The organism is Leifsonia sp. NCR5 (assembly GCF_002105485.1).
In the GTDB taxonomy this organism is placed as follows: domain Bacteria; phylum Actinomycetota; class Actinomycetes; order Actinomycetales; family Microbacteriaceae; genus Leifsonia.
On the sequence record NZ_NCSR01000035.1, the window covers coordinates 1 to 14960 of the forward strand.

The window sequence follows — 14960 nt, forward strand, 5'->3', positions numbered from 1 at the left end:
CCCTACGCCTCCCCCACCGTCACCGGCGTCCCCGCCAGCGACACGTGGATGCGCTCGCCCGGCGCGGGGGCGTGGCGCGTCTCGTGCTGCACGGCCAGCTCGGTGCCGTCGTCGAGGCGCACCCTGGTGCGGCGGAGGGCACCGAGGAAGCTGGTGGTGAGCACGACGCCGGGGAGCACGGGGCCCGCCGCGGCGGCGGACGGTCCGGAGAAGAGGACGTCTTCCGGGCGGAGGTAGACGGTCACGGGGCCGTCGGGCGCCGGGGTGACGAGCGGGAGGCGCATCCCGAACACGGTCAGCTCGCCGCCGGTGACGGTGCCGCGCACGCGGTTGGTGAGGCCGACGAACTCTGCGACGAAGGCGGAGGCCGGGCGGCGGTAGAGCTCTTCGGGCTCGCCGATCTGCTCGATGTCGCCCGCGCGCATCACGGCCACCCTGTCGGCGACGGCGAGCGCCTCCTCCTGGTCGTGCGTCACGAAGAACGTGGTGATGCCGAGCTCGGTCTGGATGCGCCGGATCTCGTCGCGCAGCTGCACCCTGACCTTCGCATCCAGAGCGGACAGCGGCTCGTCGAGGAGGAGCACGCGAGGGCGGGTCACGAGTGCTCTGGCGAGGGCGACGCGCTGCTGCTGGCCGCCGGAGAGCTGGTGCGCGTAGCGGTCGGCGTGGTGGTCGAGGCCGACGAGGTCGAGGGCTTCCGCGGCGCGGCGGCGGCGGTCTGCCGAGGAGACTTTGCGCATCCGGAGCCCGAACTCGACGTTCTGGCCGGAGGTGAGGTGCGGGAAGAGCGAGTACGACTGGAAGACCATGCCGAGGTCGCGGCGGTTGGTCGGCTGGTCGGTGACGTCGTCGCCGTCGATCAGGATGCTGCCGGAGTCCACGCGTTCGAGCCCGGCGAGGGCGCGGAGGGCGGTGGTCTTCCCGCAGCCGCTCGGACCGAGCAGGGCGATCAGCTCGCCGGGCCGGGCGCTGAGGCTGAGTCCGGCGAGGCCCGCGCCTCCGCCGAAGTCGCGCACGACGGAGCGCAGCTCCACGGTGCTGCCGAGGTCGCCGGACGCGGCGACACCGGATGCGGCGTCACCGGACGCGGCGACACCGGATGCGGCTCCCGCCGCGGCGGGGAGGACGGACGTTTCGGGTGCGGACACGGGTCAGCCTTTCGCTGGGCGTCGTCGCCCGGCCGTCACGAGACGGTCGACGACGAAGAGGAGGAGGAACGCGAACACCAGCGCGAGCAGCGCGAAGATGACCGCGACGAACGGGTCGGACTGCGACACCAGCAGCAGCGCCGTCTGCAGGTTCACCCTGCTGAGGAGCGACGCGATGGTGAACTCGCCCAGCACCACCGCCACCGAGAGCACGCTCGCGGCGAGGATGCCGCGGCGCAGGTTCGGCACCAGGATGCGCAGCAGCACGCTCAGCCAGCCCGCGCCGAGCGAACGGCCGGCCTCGCTGAGGGTGACCACGTCGATCGCCGCGATGTTGCTCTGGATGGCGCGGTATGCATACGGCAGCACCAGGATGCCGTACGCGAAGGCGAGGGTCCAGGTGCCGGAGCCGAACAGCTGGGTGACGGCGGCGTACGTCGGCGCGAGCCCCACCACCAGCACGATCGCGGGGATCACGATGGGCAGCAGGCACACCAGTTCCAGCGCGCGCCGCAGCTTCGGGATGCGCAGCTCCACCAGGATCATCGTCGGCAGCAGCACCAGGAGCACGATCGCCACCGTGACGACGGCGAGCACCAGCGAGTTGCCGAGACCCTGGTAGATCCGGTCGTAGCGGGTGGTCTCCCCGCTGAAGACGAGCACCCACCTGTCGATGTTGTAGACGCCGGGCTTCGCCGTGCGGAGGGTGAACTCCACCATCGAGAACAGCGGGATGAGGAAGAACAGGCCGAAGATCACCCAGATGACCGTGCGCGTGACCGGGCCCGGGCCGAAGCGGAGCGCCGGGGCCGTGCGGCGGCTCATCGCTGCCACCGGGCGGTGCGGGACGCGAGCGCGGAGTATCCGAGCATGACGACGATCATCACCACGAGCATCCCGAGCGACATCGCACCGGCGAGGTTGGCGCGGCCGAGGACGGTCTCGGAGATGAGGGCCTGGCGGATCTGCAGGGAGACGATGTTGTTCGCCTGCCCGACGAGCGCCGCCGCGGTGGCGTACGACGAGAACGCGTTCGCGAACAACAGCAGCAGGCTGCCGAGGAACGACGGGAGCAGCACCGGGATGCCCACCCGGAACCAGTAGGTGGCGCGGCTCCCCCCGAGGGTCGCGTTCGCCTCCAGCCACTGCGGCTTCAGGCCTTCGAGCGCCGGCATGAACGTGATGACCATGAGCGGGATCTGGAAGTAGAGGTACGGCAGGATGAGACCGGGCACCGTGTAGAGCCAGACGCCGTTCTCGTAGATGTTGATGTGGAACTGGTTGCGCAGCAGCACGGTCACGAGGCCCTGGGCGCCGATGGTCGCGATGAACGCGAACGCGAGCATCACACCGCCGAACTGGGCGAGCACGCTGCTGGCTGAGTCGACAAGCGAGCGGGTGGCACCGCCCGGGCGCGAGCGCAGCATGGCGAAGCAGAGGGCCGCTCCGGCGACGGCGCCCACCACCGCGGTGACCGCGGAGAGGAAGAAGGCGCCGACGAACGAACCGAAGATCGCGGGCTCGGCGAGCCCGGTGATGTTCGCCCAGGTGAAGCGGCCGTCCGCATCCACGAACCCGCTGCCGACCGCGATCACCGTCGGGACGGCGAGGAAGACGACGACATAGAACGCGAACGGCGTGAGGCCGAGGATCGCGGGAAGGCCCCTGGGCAGCGACAGGCGCCGGGTCTCCCCGGCGCCGTCGCGCTCCAGCGGCGGCGCAGCAGCGCCGACCGTTTCGGTCATTAGCCGACCGCGTTCGCCCAGGTGGCGTTGAGCAGGGTTCCGGCGTCGGTGGCCTGCTTGTCCGTCATGACGGCGGTCTTGTCGAGCTTGCCAGGGAAGTCGGCCTTGTTCAGCGTGCCGGCCTTCTCCATCGCATCCACGCGGGCCGGGTACGCCCCGCCCTTCAGCCACGCGTTCTGGGCGGCGTCGCTGTAGAGGTACTCCTCCCAGAGGCGCGCGGCCGCGGGGTGCGGGGCGTCCTTGTTGATGGCCTGGTTGTAGTAGCCGACGTACGCGGTGCCGGGAAGCACGGTGTACTTCCAGTTCACGCCACCGCCCTTGATGGTGTCGGAGGTGGTGTAGCCCTTCTGGTTGAACGACCAGTCGAGCAGCACCGGGGTCTCGCCGGAGGCGATGGTGTTCGGCTTGCCGTCCGCGGCGTTCCAGTTGCCCGCCTTCTTCAGCTTGGCGAACCAGTCGACGCCCGGCTTGAGGTCGTCGAGGGTTCCGCCCGCCTGCAGGTCGGCGAACGCGACGGCGCCGGCTGCTGCTGCCGCCTGCGTGGGGTTGCCGTTCAGTGCGACGGCACCCTTGTACTCCGAGCCGAGCAGGTCGTCGAGGCTCTTCGGCGCCGACTTGATCTTGTTGGCGTCGTAGCCGACCGCCATCACGCCGTAGTACCCGACCTTCCAGAGCCCGGTGGACTCCTTCTCGTTGGCCGGGATGTCGTCCCAGCCGGTGGGCTTGTACGGCGCGAAGTACTCGGTGTTGGCGAGGGCGACGGACGAGCCGATGTCGAAGGTGTCCGGAGCGGTGTCCTGGCCCTTCAGCTTCTTGGCCGCGTCGATCTCCTCCTGGCTGGATGCGCTGTCCTGGCTGGGGTTGATCGTGATGCCGTACTTCTTGGTGAAGCCGTCGAAGATCTCCTGGTAGTTCGCCCAGTCGCCCGGCGTCGCGATGATGTTGAGGGTGCCCTCGTTCTTCGCGGCGGCGACGAGCGCATCCATGCCGCCGGCAGCCTTCGCGTCGGCAGCGGTCGCGATGTCCTTCGACGATGTCGGGTCTGCTGCGTTCGCCCCGCCGGTGCAGGCGGCGAGCGAGAGTGCGACGACGGTGGCCGCGGCGGCAAGGCCGGCGACGCGTGCGCGCTTGATGGTCACAGTTCCTCCAGTGTGGGGTGCCAGGGTGGTCGTCCCGCGTTCGGTCGCGGGACACACGGATTCCCATCCGGGCCGGTGCAAACGTATGGCGGTCGTTCGACCGGTCGGGGTGCCGTCGATGGACGGAAGGTGAACGACCGGGGAAGGACTGTCCGCGGTTCCCGCTATGGTCGACGGTGTGGTTGAAAAGGTCTCCCCCGCGCTCGCACGGCGCATCGCCCTGGCCGCGCAGGGGTTCGGCCGCCCGCATCCATCGACCGTCGGAACGCGGCAGCTCAACGGGGTGATCGACCGCATCAACCTGCTGCAGATCGACTCGGTCAACGTGTTCGAGCGCAGCCACTACCTGCCGGTGTTCGCGCGGGTCGGCGCCTACGACAAGGCGCTGCTCGACAAGCTGACGTTCGCGGCGAAATCGCCGCACACCGAATACTGGCCGCACGAGGCCGGGTTCATCCGGCGCGAGGACTGGCCGCTGTTCCGGTGGCGGATGGCGGCGTACCGCGAGCGCCACGGCACCGACCCGGACAGTTGGTATCAGCGGAACGCCTCCACGGTCGACTGGCTGCGCACCGAGCTCGCGTCGCGCGGGCCGCTCGTCGCCGGGGAGATCGAGCACGACGCCAACAAGCGGGCCGGGCCGTGGTGGGGCTGGTCGGACGTGAAGCGGGCGCTGGAGTTCCTCTTCCTGTTCGGCGAGGTGGCCGTGGCCGGGCGCACCCGGTTCCAGCGGAGGTACGCGCTCGCGGAGGACGTGCTGCCCTCGTCGGTGCTCGACACCACGGTGACGACTCCGGATGCGGTGCGCGAGCTCATCCGGCGCTCCGCGGTCGCGCACGGCATCGGAACGGCGGGCGACCTGGGCGACTACTACCGCATCAAGCGCGCACCGGCGATGGCCGCCATCCAGGAACTGGAGGACGCCGGGGAGCTGATCCCGGTGACGGTCGGCGGCTGGGAGCGCAACGGACGGCCGGAGAAGACCTGGCTGCACCGGGATGCGCGGCTCCCCCGCAGCGTGTCGGCGACCGCCCTGCTCTCCCCGTTCGACCCCGTGGTCTGGTATCGCGACCGGGCGCTGCGCATGTTCGACTTCCACTACCGCATCGAGATCTACACCCCCGCGGAGAAGCGGATCTTCGGCTACTACACGCTGCCCATCCTGCTCGACGACCGCGTGGTGGGCCGCATCGACCTGAAGAGCGACCGGCAGGCGCGCATCCTGCGCGTGCAGTCGGCGTGGTCGGAGCCCGGCGCTCCCGCCGAGACGGTCGAGCGCCTGGTGCCGCTGCTGCGCACGACCGCCGCCTGGCAGGGCCTCGACGAGGTCGCCGTCACGGTCCCGCACCGCGGCGACCTGGCCCCGCTCCTCGCCGCCGCCCTCTGACCGGCCGCGCCCGTCTCGGCTCGGTGCTTGGGGAGGGACGGCGGGCAGGCGTAGGGTGCGGGCATGAGTTCACCGCTGGAGTATCTGGATGCTGCCGGGGCCGATGAGGCCGACTTCGAATCGCCGATGCGCGAGCTCTACGCGTATCGCGACGGCGACCGCTGGGTGGACGGGTTCGTCACCGGAGTCAGACCGGGCGGCGCTCAGGACGGCAGCACGATGGTGCAGTTCGACGGGAGCACCTGGGTGCCCGCCTCCGAGGTGCGGGCCTCCGACCACTACGTCGCCGTGCTCCTGAACCCGGACGACACCGTCTACGCGGAGGTCGTGCAGAGCTACATCGACGGTCAGCCCGCCGACCCGATCCGCGACGTCTCCACCGTCGACGGCCAGAACGTCGGAACGCTGTGGCACCCGGTGGATGCGCCGCGCCTGTCGTCCACGCGCATCCCGTACCGCTACGCGGGCACCGCCGAGCTCGACTGACGCCGCGCGCAGCGACTAGAAGGTGGAGCCCATTTTCTCGAGGCGGTCGACGCGCTCGGGGATKGGCGGGTGGGTGCTGAACAGGCGKCTCATCAGGCTGGGCTTCAGCGGGTTGGCGATCCAGAGGTGCGCCATCGACGAGTTCTGCTTCTGCATCGGACGGCCGTACGCCTCGAGCTTGAGCAGAGCGCTGGCCAGCGCATCCGGGTGCCGGGTGGTCATCGCGCCCGTGGCGTCTGCGAGGTATTCGCGCTGACGGGAGACCGCCAGCTGCACCAGGGTGGCGACCAGCGGGGCGATGATCGCGGCGATGAGGCCGAAGACCAGGATGACCGGGTTGCCGCCTCCCCCGCCGCCATTGTTGTTGTTGCGGTTGCCCATGCCGCCGAAGAACGCCATGCGGAGGAAGATGTCGGCGATGAAGCCGATGGCGACCGTGAGGCCGAACACGATCATCGACAGCCGGATGTCGTAGTTGCGGACGTGCCCCAGCTCGTGCGCCATGACGCCTTCGAGTTCGGCGTCGGTCATGATGTCGAGCAGCCCCGTGGTGGCCGCCACCGACGCGTGCTCGGGGTCACGCCCGGTGGCGAACGCGTTGGGCGCCGGGTCGTTGACGATGTAGACCGCCGGCATCGGCGTGCCCGTGGTGATCGACAGGTTCTCGACGATGTTCCACAGGCGCGGGTTGTCGGCCTTGGTGATCGGGATGGCGCCCGACATGCTCAGCGCCTGGCTGCTCGCCAGGAAGTACTGCACCACCGCGTAGAGCACGGCGCCGATGACCACGACCCAGAGGATCGTGTAGCTCTGGTAGATGAAGCTCGCGAGCCAGCCGAGGCCACCGATGATGATCAGGAACAGCAGGATCGTGAAGACCGTATTGCGCTTGTTCCTGGCTATCGCCCTATACATCGCCGCCCGCTAGAACTGGACGCGCGGGGGCTCCGCGATCGCAGCGAGGTCGCTGACCTCGAAGAAGTCGCGCTCCGTGAAGCCCATGCGCTTGGCGAAGATGTTGTTCGGGAACACCTTGATCTTGGTGTTGAGTTCGCGGACTCCGCCGTTGTAGAACCGGCGCGACGCCTGGATCTTGTCTTCGGTGTCGACCAGGTCGGCCTGCAGACGCAGGAAGTTCTGGCTCGCCTGCAGCTGCGGGTATGCCTCGGCGACCGCGAAGATGCTCTTCAGCGCGCTCTGCATGTGACCCTCGGCCACGGAGGCCTCGGCCGGCCCCTGCGCGGACAGCGTCTCTGCGCGGGCCTGCGTGACGGACTCGAAGACGCCCTTCTCGTGCGCCGCATAGCCCTTGACCGTCTCGATGAGGTTGGGGATGAGGTCGGCACGACGCTTGAGCTGCACCGTGATGTCGCTCCACGCCTCGTCGACGCGGACCTTGAGAGTCACCAGCGAGTTGTAGGTGGCCCACAGGTAGATCCCGATGATCGCGACGATCACGACGACGATGATGACCGGGATGAGCCATTCCATTTTCGGGTACTCCTTGGTGTCCTGGCGCGTGACGACTGGGCGCAGATCCCATCCTAACGGCGGCCCGCGACGCTCTCACCGCGTTCCCACCACTCTCAAAGCAAGCATGGTGCGGTTCGGCAGGCGCCGCTCCGCCGGGTGCACAATGGGCAGGTGAGTGAGGTCGCCGAACGTCGCGGTCGGGGCCGTCCCCGCAAGCAGCGGGACGGCGCCTCCGCCAAGTCCGCCATCCTGAAGGCGGCGACGGAGGAGTTCGCCGAGCGCGGCTACGACGCGGCGTCCCTGAGGGCCATCGCGCGGAGGGCCGGAGTGGACTCGGCGCTCGTCCACCACTACTTCGACGACAAGGCCGACCTCTTCACCGCGTCGCTGGATGCACCGCTGCGGCCCGACCGCATCCTGGGCGTGATCCTCGCCGGTCCGCGCGACGAGGTCGGCGCCTCGATCGTGCGACTGCTGGTGCGGCAGCTCGACGACGCCCGGTCGCAGGCGCGCATCGTGGCGATCCTGCGCACGGCCCTCGGCAGCGGGCCGGGCAGCAGGATGCTCAAGGAGTTCCTGACCAGGGAGGTGTTCGTGCGGCTCGCCGCCCTGGCCGGAGGAGACGACGCCGATCTGCGGGCCAATCTGGCCGCCTCCCAGCTGGTGGGGCTGATGCTCACCCGGTTCGTGCTCAAGCTGGAACCGGTGGCGCACGCCGACGCCGACGAGCTCGCGCGGCGCATCGGGCCGGTGATCCAGTGGCATCTGTTCGGGGATGTGCAGGGCGGCACGGTGCGTCCGGGGAGCGCTGGGACGCAGCAGCTGCCGTAGTCCTTGACGCGCCGGGACTCGGAGCGAATAATTCATCACATGATGAATATGGCGGCCAGCGCGATCTCCGTCGACGGCCTCACGGTGCGCCGCGGGAAAGCGACGATCCTGGACGGGCTGACCCTGCGCATCCCGCGCGGCGAGGTGGTCGGGCTGCTCGGGCCGAGTGGCTGCGGCAAGACCACCCTGATGCGCTCCATCGTCGGCGTGCAGCGGGTGGCGGGCGGTACCGTCGAGGTGCTGGGCGAGCCGGCGGGATCGCCCGGGCTCCGCCACCGCGTCGGCTACGTGACGCAGGCCGCGAGCGTCTACGACGACTTGACGGTGCAGCAGAACCTCGCGTACTTCCGGCGCATCCTCGGTGCGGCGAAGGCCGATGTGGACCGCGCCATCGAGGCGACCGACCTCGGCGCCAACGCCGGGCAGCTGGTCTCCACCCTCTCCGGCGGCCAGCGCAGCAGGGTCTCGCTCGCCGCCGCACTGCTCGGCGCGCCGGACCTGCTCGTACTCGACGAGCCGACGGTGGGCCTCGACCCCCTCCTCCGCGTGGAGCTGTGGGAGCTGTTCCACCGGCTCGCCGACGCGGACACCAGCCTGCTCATCTCGAGCCACGTGATGGACGAGGCCAGCCGCTGCGACCGGCTGCTGCTGATGCGCGACGGGGCGATCCTCGCCGACGAGACGCCCGCCTCCCTGCTGGCGTCGACGGGGGCAGAGGATGCGGAGGGCGCGTTCCTGGCGCTGATCCGCCGCCGCCATCCCAAGCACGCCCTCCCGGATGCGCCGGATGCGGCGGACGCACCAGATGCACCGGATGCAGCGGGCACCGGGACAGACGCCGACGGGGGCGAGCGATGAACGGCACCCGCACCATCGCCACCGCCGGCCGCGTGCTGACGCAGATCCGGCACGACCCGCGCACCATCGCCCTCCTCGTGGTGGTGCCGAGCCTGCTGATCGGACTGGTCGCCTGGATCTTCACGGACACCGGCGTGTTCTCGACCATCGGCCCGGCGATGCTCGCGCTGTTCCCGTTCATCGTGATGTTCCTGGTGACGAGCATCACCACGCTGCGCGAACGGCGCACCGGCACCCTGGAACGCCTGCTGTCGATGCCGCTCGGCAAGGCGGACTTCATCCTGGGATACACGCTCGCGTTCGGGCTGCTGGCCGTGGTGCAGACGCTGGTCGCCGTCGCGTACGCGGTGTGGGTGTGCGGGCTCGACATCAAGGGCAGCGTGTGGCTGCTGGTCGCGGTGGCGCTCGCCGACGCGATCCTCGGCACGACGCTCGGCCTGTTCGTGAGCGCGTTCGCCCGCACGGAGTTCCAGGTGGTGCAGTTCATGCCGGCGCTGGTGTTCCCGCAGATCCTGCTCGGCGGCATCTTCATCCCGCGCGACCAGCTGCCGGATGCGCTGCACATCATCAGCGACTGGCTCCCGCTCTCGCACGCCATCGACGCGCTGAACGCGGTGGCGAACGACACGCACGACGCCGCGTATGTGGGTGGCCAGTTGCTCATCATCGGCGCGTTCGCACTGGCCGCGATCGTCTTCGGCTCCCTCACCCTCCAGCGCCGCACCGCCTAGCGGAGGCGATCGACAGGACCTCGGCGGGAACGACGACGCGGCGCCGACGCCTCCGAGTGCCCGACACCGGAGGCGGTCGACGCCGCGATCGTTTCGCCGACGGCATCCGTGGTCGGACGGATGCCGTCAGAGCTCGGCTAGGGACGACCCCAGTTTCCCGATGGGGTCAGCACGAGCGTTGCACCGGGGCAGGGACCGCACCCCGAATCGTCCGGGGGTGCGGACGTCACCCCCGGGGTGGAGAACGGCGCGACCGCGGCGAGCGCGGGGCCGAAGCGTGCGATGGGGCGGGCGGAACGGGTTATGCGGTCGGACATCGGCGGGCTCCCTGAAGATGAATTATTCTCAACAACTCACAGGCGATTCACAGCTAGCAGGGAGTTTTCCAGGGAAATGAGGACGTGTCAAGAATCACGCCCGTCACACGAGTCACACGCGTCACCCCATCGACCACCGCAGATCGCCGGAATCACGGCGTTTTCCGCGGAATCACGCGGAAATCCGAGGCTTCCTCACCGGGCCGTCCCCTGGACACGCGGCACCCGCTTTGGGGACACCGCGCATCCATCGGTCACTCCCCCAGCACCCGCCGCAGGTACACGTTCTCGAAGCGGCGCTCGGGATCCAGCCGGTCGCGCACAGCGAGGAAGTCGTCGAACCGCGGATACGCCGCGCGCAGCGACTCGGCGTGCCTGGTGTGCAGCTTGCCCCAGTGCGGACGGCCGTCGTGGGCCATCATGATCTCCTCCACCGCCGCGAAGTACTCCGTCGAGTCCTCGCGGTAGTAGCGGTGCACGGCGATGTATCCGGTCTCACGGCCGTATGCCGTCGACAGCCAGTTGTCGTCCGCGGCGGCGGAGCGCACCTCCACCGGGAACGAGATGCGCCAGCCGCGCCGCTCGATCAGCGCTTTGACCTCTGCGAGGGCGCCGGGCACCGCCGCCCGCGGGATCGCGTACTCCATCTCGCGGAAGCGCACGGTGCGGTTGGTCACGAAGACGCGGGGAGAGACGTCGGTGAAGTCGCGGTTGCCGGTGAGCTTCTGCGCCAGGCGGCTGAACGGCGGGATGATCGCCGGGGCCATCGTGCCGACGGCGCAGACCCCGCGGTAGAGGCCGTTGGCGAGCAGCTCGTCGTCGACCCAGCGGCCGAAGGCGGGCAGCGGCGCGGCGGGGGCGCTGAGCGGGAGCCGCGTGTTCGTCTTGGTGAGCGCCGTCTCGGTGTGCGGGAACCAGTAGAACTCGAAGTGGTCCTCCGCTGCCGAGCGTTCGAGGAAGGTGTCGAGCGTGTGCTGCAGCGGCTCCGGCCGCTCGACCGCCTGCAGGAGGTAGGCGGGGACGCACTGGATGGTCAGGTCGACCAGAACGCCGAGCGCGCCGAGGCCGAGACGCACGGCGGGCAAGAGCTCCGCGTTACTGGTCTCGTTCACCGTCAGCACCTCGCCCGTGCCCGTCACCAGCGTGGCGCCGACGATCTGGGTCGCGAGGCCGCCGAAGCCTCCGCCGGTGCCGTGGGTTCCCGTGGAGGTCGCGCCCGCGATGGTCTGCCGGTCGATGTCGCCCATGTTCTCCAGCGCGAGGCCGTGCTGGCGCAGCAGCCGGGGCAGCTCGTGCAGGTGGGTGCCCGCCGCGAGCGTCACCCGGCCGCGCTCCACGTCGACGTCGACGATGCCACGCAGGGCGGACAGGTCGAGCTGCACCCCGGGAGCCACCGCGATGCCGGTGAAGCTGTGCCCGGCGCCGACGGCCTTGACGCGCATCCCCTGTCTCGCCGCCGCCGCGACCGCGCGTTGCACGGCATCGGCGTCGGCCGGGCGCTCGACGCGGGTGGGACGGACCTGCTCCGTGCGGGCCCAGTTGCGCCAGAGGGCGCCGGTCGCCGTCACAGGAACACCTTTCCGTCGCCGCGATAGCTGGGGACGGCTCCGACCACGGTAGCGCGGCCGTCGACCGCGTCGATCAGGTGGAACTCGTCGACGTGCTCGCTCAGCTCGCCCGACTTGGTGTGCCGCAGCCACACCCGGTCGCCGACGCGCATCACCCCGGCCGCCACCCCGGTGACGGGCGTCTGCACCTCGCCCGCCATCTCCCTGGCCACCATCGACAGCCCGGTCGGCCACTCGATCTTGGGCATCCTGTCCGCACCGGGAGGACCGGAGGCGATCCAGCCGCCGCCGAGCATGGTCGCAACATCCGGGCCCGGCCGCCGCACGACGGACAGCGCGAACGACGCGGCAGGCGCTGGACGGAACCCGGTGTACGAATCGAACAGGTAGCCGCCGAACAGTCCGCTCCCCGCGGCGATTTCGGTGACGGACTCGTCCGACGCCGTGAACTCCAGCGACCCTGTCCCTCCGCCGTTCACGAACTCGAGGTCCGCGATCTCGCGCACGGCCGCGACCGCCTGGCCGCGCCGGTCGAGCAGCTCGGCGCCGGAGTTCTTCTGCATCCAGCGCAGCGTCGCACCCCACGCCGGCCTGCCGGGCGGGTTGTTGCCCTGCCCGGCGATCTGCGCCTCGTAGGCCATCATGCCGACCAGGGTGAAGCCGGGACGGCGCACGATCGCCTCCGCCAGCTCACGCACGGCGGCCGGCGTGTGCAACGGAGACCGGAACACGCCGATGTGGCCGAGCACCGGGCTCAGCCAGGACGCATCCAACTCGATGCACAACCGGATGCTCTGCCGCTGCGCCGGGGGGACGACCGCGTCGATGAAGTCCAGGTGGGCCACGGAGTCGACCATGAGCGTCACGCGCTCCGCCAGCTCGGGGGCGTACGCCAGCCGTGCGATGGCGACGCGGTCGGCGGTCGGGTAGCCGACCACCACATCCTCGATCGGCGGATGCCCGTCCGTCCCCTCCGCCAGCCAGAGCGCCTCGGGCAGCGTGTACGCGAGGACGCCGGCGTATCCGGGGACCGCGAGCACCGCATCCAGCACCGAGCGCACCCGCACCGACTTGGATGCGACCCTGATCGGCTTCCCAGAGGCCCGGCGCAGCATGTCGTGGGTGTTGTGCCGCAGCGCCGGCAGGTGCAGCACGGCGAGCGCCGGGTCGAGCCGGGCGGTCGCGGCCGACAGGGACGGCCAGAACGCATCCGGAGTGGTCCAGGTACGCTCGGCCGGCGTGGGCTTCGTGCTGAGGTCGATGGAGAAGGTCATCAGCGCACCGCTTTCACTCGTGCGACCGCGAGAGCACCCGCGAACGCGAACAGACCGGAGAGGACGAACAGCCCGACGAAACCGCCGAGCGCAGCGACGATGCCCGCGCCGATCAGCGGGGCCATCGCCTGGGGGACGGCGGTGGCGATGTTCATGATGCCGAGGTCCTTCCCCCGGTTCTCCGGGTCGGGCAGCACCTGGGTGGCGAGCGCCTGGTCGACGGAGAGGAAACAGCCGTAGCCGAGCCCGAGCAGCCCGGCGGCGACCATCGCCACCGACAGCTCCGGCACGAACGCCAGCAGCAGCGCCGCGACGCCCTGGATGGCCGAGGAGAGGAACACGAACGCCTTGCGCCGCCCGATCCTGTCCGACCAGCGGCCCATCACCAGCGAGGCGACGATCACGAACACCATGTAGATCAGGATGAGGACGAGCAGGTCGTCGTCGGCGTTCTTGTCGTGCAGCCCGAACTCCAGGAAGTAGAGGAGCAGAGAGGTGCCGAACGCGTTGCCGAAGTTGACCAGCACGCGGCTGAGCAGCGTCCAGCCGAAATCGGGATGCTCGCGCGGCGAGATCCACAGGCTCTCGACGATCCCGCGGAACGTCATTCGCTGGCGCAGGTGCGGAGGGAGCACGGCGTCGGGGAGGAAGAGGAACGGCACGACGAGCACGAGCAGCAGCACCGCCATCGCCGTGTATCCGAACACCGCACCGACGAACACGTAGGTGACGAGCGAGACGCCGAGGATGATCCCGATGGCCTGTGGGGCGCTGATCCAGCCGGACACGTAGCCGCGCTGGCCGACGGGCACCTGGTCGGAGATCGTCGCGGTGAGGGCTGCGGTCAGGATGCAGAACCCGGTGAGCGCGAGCGACCAGAACACGCCGATCCCGACGATGGAGGTCTGCAGCCCGAGCAGGATGAGCGAGACTGCGAACACGACGGCGCCCGCCGCGATCCACGGCCTGCGACGGCCGAAGCGGCTGGTGGTGCGGTCGGAGAGGGCGCCGGTGAGCGGGTACGCGACGATCGCGCAGACTCCGGAGATGCCCGAGATGATGCCGAACACCACCACGTTGTCGACCCAGTACGTGGTGTCCAGCTGCTTCTGCACCTGGTCGGGCAGCAGCTTCTGGATGGGCGCGAGCTGCGCCATCCAGATGCCGAGCCAGGCGATCGCGAAGAACGCGATCCAGCGGCCGGTGACCCGGCGGGTGGGCTCGGCGAAGACCGCCGGAGCTGAAAGTTCTGTCATCGGGTTCCTGCGTTCGGGTCGAGGGTGGACAGGACACGTGCCGGTTTCTCGCTGGGTGTCGCGAGCGTCGCCACCGCGTCGGCGGCGAAGTCGATGGTGGCCTGGGCGGCGTCGTCGTCCCTCGTGACGAGCCAAGCGACGGTGAGGCCGTCGGTGAGGACGACGAGCAGGCGGGCGACCTCGGCGGTGGGGCGCGACCACGTGCATCCGGTGATCGCCGCCGCCTGCACGACGGCGCGCTCCGCGACCTCGAAGTAGCGGTCGTACTGGCGACGGGCCAGCGGCGCGAAGCCGGGTTCGCGGAGCGCCCACTGGGTGAGCTCGAACATCGCCTTCTCGCGGTCGGGGTCGGCGCGGACGGCGGCGAAGTAGTGTTCGAGCCCGGCGCGCACCGCATCCCGCATCGTCGGCGGCTCGGCGCGGGGCGCAGCCTGCTCGTGGGCATCCTGCTCGGCGACCTGCTGCTCGAACACGGGGGCGAACGCGGATTGCTCGCCGTCGACCACCGTGTTGACGAGTTCGGCCATCAGTTCGTCGCGCGAGGTGAAGGCGTAGTGGAAGCTGGCGAGGGACATCCCGGCCTCCGCGACGATCTTGCGCGTGGTCGCGGCGGCCACGCCGTCGCGCGCGACGACGGAGAGGGCGGCCTGCACCAGCGCGGTGCGGCGTTCCACGGCGGAGATACGTGTCACGGCGGACTCCTCAGCGCGGGCTCCTTGCGCATCCTCGCGCGAAGAGTGGGACGGT

General features: G+C 70.0%; 15 protein-coding genes. 5 read left to right on the plus strand and 10 right to left on the minus strand.

Translation table 11 applies throughout. From position 1 onward, the window contains the following. Positions 1-2: 2 nt before the first annotated feature. From B7438_RS18940 to B7438_RS18955, 4 genes are all read right to left on the minus strand, one after another. Positions 3-1034, minus strand: coding sequence for an ABC transporter ATP-binding protein (locus tag B7438_RS18940; protein ID WP_256922138.1), 1032 nt, complete (start codon positions 1032-1034; stop codon positions 3-5). Between the two features lie 117 nt (positions 1035-1151). After that, positions 1152-1973: an ABC transporter permease gene (locus B7438_RS18945; protein ID WP_085371262.1), complete on the minus strand. Its 822-nt coding sequence runs from the start codon at positions 1971-1973 to the stop codon at positions 1152-1154. Continuing rightward, positions 1970-2893 carry an ABC transporter permease gene (locus tag B7438_RS18950; protein ID WP_373270207.1) on the minus strand — a complete coding sequence of 308 codons (924 nt, stop codon included), beginning with the start codon at positions 2891-2893 and terminating at the stop codon, positions 1970-1972. The genes B7438_RS18945 and B7438_RS18950 overlap by 4 nt, the downstream gene beginning before the upstream one ends. After that, entirely contained in the window at positions 2893-4032 is a 1140-nt protein-coding gene (locus tag B7438_RS18955) for an ABC transporter substrate-binding protein (protein ID WP_085371241.1), read from the minus strand. The genes B7438_RS18950 and B7438_RS18955 overlap by 1 nt, the downstream gene beginning before the upstream one ends. A gap of 178 nt (positions 4033-4210) precedes the next feature. Between B7438_RS18955 and B7438_RS18960 the strand changes: the two genes are divergently transcribed. Then, complete coding sequence (locus B7438_RS18960) at positions 4211-5419, plus strand: winged helix-turn-helix domain-containing protein (RefSeq protein ID WP_085371264.1); 1209 nt, start codon at positions 4211-4213, stop codon at positions 5417-5419. Positions 5420-5482: 63 nt separating this feature from the next. Beyond that, positions 5483-5905 (plus strand): hypothetical protein, encoded by a 423-nt coding sequence (locus B7438_RS18965; RefSeq protein ID WP_085371242.1) that lies wholly within the window; start codon positions 5483-5485, stop codon positions 5903-5905. 15 nt (positions 5906-5920) lie between these two features. Here B7438_RS18965 and B7438_RS18970 read toward each other — a convergent pair whose 3' ends face one another. Continuing rightward, positions 5921-6820, minus strand: a complete 900-nt coding sequence (locus B7438_RS18970; protein ID WP_085371243.1) for a M48 family metalloprotease — start codon at positions 6818-6820, stop codon at positions 5921-5923. A 9-nt stretch (positions 6821-6829) separates the two neighbouring features. Further along, positions 6830-7396 carry a LemA family protein gene (locus tag B7438_RS18975; RefSeq protein WP_055895541.1) on the minus strand — a complete coding sequence of 189 codons (567 nt, stop codon included), beginning with the start codon at positions 7394-7396 and terminating at the stop codon, positions 6830-6832. A 153-nt stretch (positions 7397-7549) separates the two neighbouring features. Between B7438_RS18975 and B7438_RS18980 the strand changes: the two genes are divergently transcribed. The 3 genes from B7438_RS18980 to B7438_RS18990 are packed head-to-tail and all read left to right on the plus strand — an operon-like array spanning position 7550 to position 9798. Beyond that, positions 7550-8209, plus strand: a complete 660-nt coding sequence (locus tag B7438_RS18980) for a TetR family transcriptional regulator (RefSeq protein WP_256922136.1) — start codon at positions 7550-7552, stop codon at positions 8207-8209. 39 nt (positions 8210-8248) lie between these two features. Next, on the plus strand, positions 8249-9067 hold the full coding sequence (locus tag B7438_RS18985; RefSeq protein ID WP_373270208.1) for an ABC transporter ATP-binding protein: 819 nt from the start codon (positions 8249-8251) through the stop codon (positions 9065-9067). Further along, on the plus strand, positions 9064-9798 hold the full coding sequence (locus B7438_RS18990; protein ID WP_085371244.1) for an ABC transporter permease: 735 nt from the start codon (positions 9064-9066) through the stop codon (positions 9796-9798). The genes B7438_RS18985 and B7438_RS18990 overlap by 4 nt, the downstream gene beginning before the upstream one ends. A gap of 571 nt (positions 9799-10369) precedes the next feature. Here the strand turns inward: B7438_RS18990 and B7438_RS18995 are convergent. The 4 genes from B7438_RS18995 to B7438_RS19010 are packed head-to-tail and all read right to left on the minus strand — an operon-like array spanning position 10370 to position 14905. Beyond that, positions 10370-11683: a D-arabinono-1,4-lactone oxidase gene (locus B7438_RS18995; RefSeq protein WP_085371245.1), complete on the minus strand. Its 1314-nt coding sequence runs from the start codon at positions 11681-11683 to the stop codon at positions 10370-10372. After that, positions 11680-12957, minus strand: coding sequence for an amino acid deaminase/aldolase (locus B7438_RS19000; RefSeq protein WP_085371246.1), 1278 nt, complete (start codon positions 12955-12957; stop codon positions 11680-11682). The genes B7438_RS18995 and B7438_RS19000 overlap by 4 nt, the downstream gene beginning before the upstream one ends. Next, positions 12957-14213, minus strand: coding sequence for an MFS transporter (locus B7438_RS19005; protein ID WP_085371247.1), 1257 nt, complete (start codon positions 14211-14213; stop codon positions 12957-12959). Before B7438_RS19005 ends, B7438_RS19000 begins: the two co-directional genes overlap by 1 nt. Next, complete coding sequence (locus tag B7438_RS19010; protein WP_085371248.1) at positions 14210-14905, minus strand: TetR/AcrR family transcriptional regulator; 696 nt, start codon at positions 14903-14905, stop codon at positions 14210-14212. Before B7438_RS19010 ends, B7438_RS19005 begins: the two co-directional genes overlap by 4 nt. Positions 14906-14960 lie beyond the last annotated feature (55 nt).

Bases quoted from the DNA above. Each gene is read 5' to 3' on its own strand.
- B7438_RS18945 (WP_085371262.1), bottom strand. From the start codon at position 1,973: ATGAGCCGCCGCACGGCCCCGGCGCTCCGCTTCGGCCCGGGCCCGGTC.
- B7438_RS18950 (WP_373270207.1), bottom strand. From the start codon at position 2,893: ATGACCGAAACGGTCGGCGCTGCTGCGCCGCCGCTGGAGCGCGACGGC.
- B7438_RS18965 (WP_085371242.1), top strand. From the start codon at position 5,483: ATGAGTTCACCGCTGGAGTATCTGGATGCTGCCGGGGCCGATGAGGCC.
- B7438_RS18975 (WP_055895541.1), bottom strand. From the start codon at position 7,396: ATGGAATGGCTCATCCCGGTCATCATCGTCGTCGTGATCGTCGCGATC.
- B7438_RS18985 (WP_373270208.1), top strand. From the start codon at position 8,249: ATGATGAATATGGCGGCCAGCGCGATCTCCGTCGACGGCCTCACGGTG.
- B7438_RS18990 (WP_085371244.1), top strand. From the start codon at position 9,064: ATGAACGGCACCCGCACCATCGCCACCGCCGGCCGCGTGCTGACGCAG.
- B7438_RS19000 (WP_085371246.1), bottom strand. From the start codon at position 12,957: ATGACCTTCTCCATCGACCTCAGCACGAAGCCCACGCCGGCCGAGCGT.
- B7438_RS19005 (WP_085371247.1), bottom strand. From the start codon at position 14,213: ATGACAGAACTTTCAGCTCCGGCGGTCTTCGCCGAGCCCACCCGCCGG.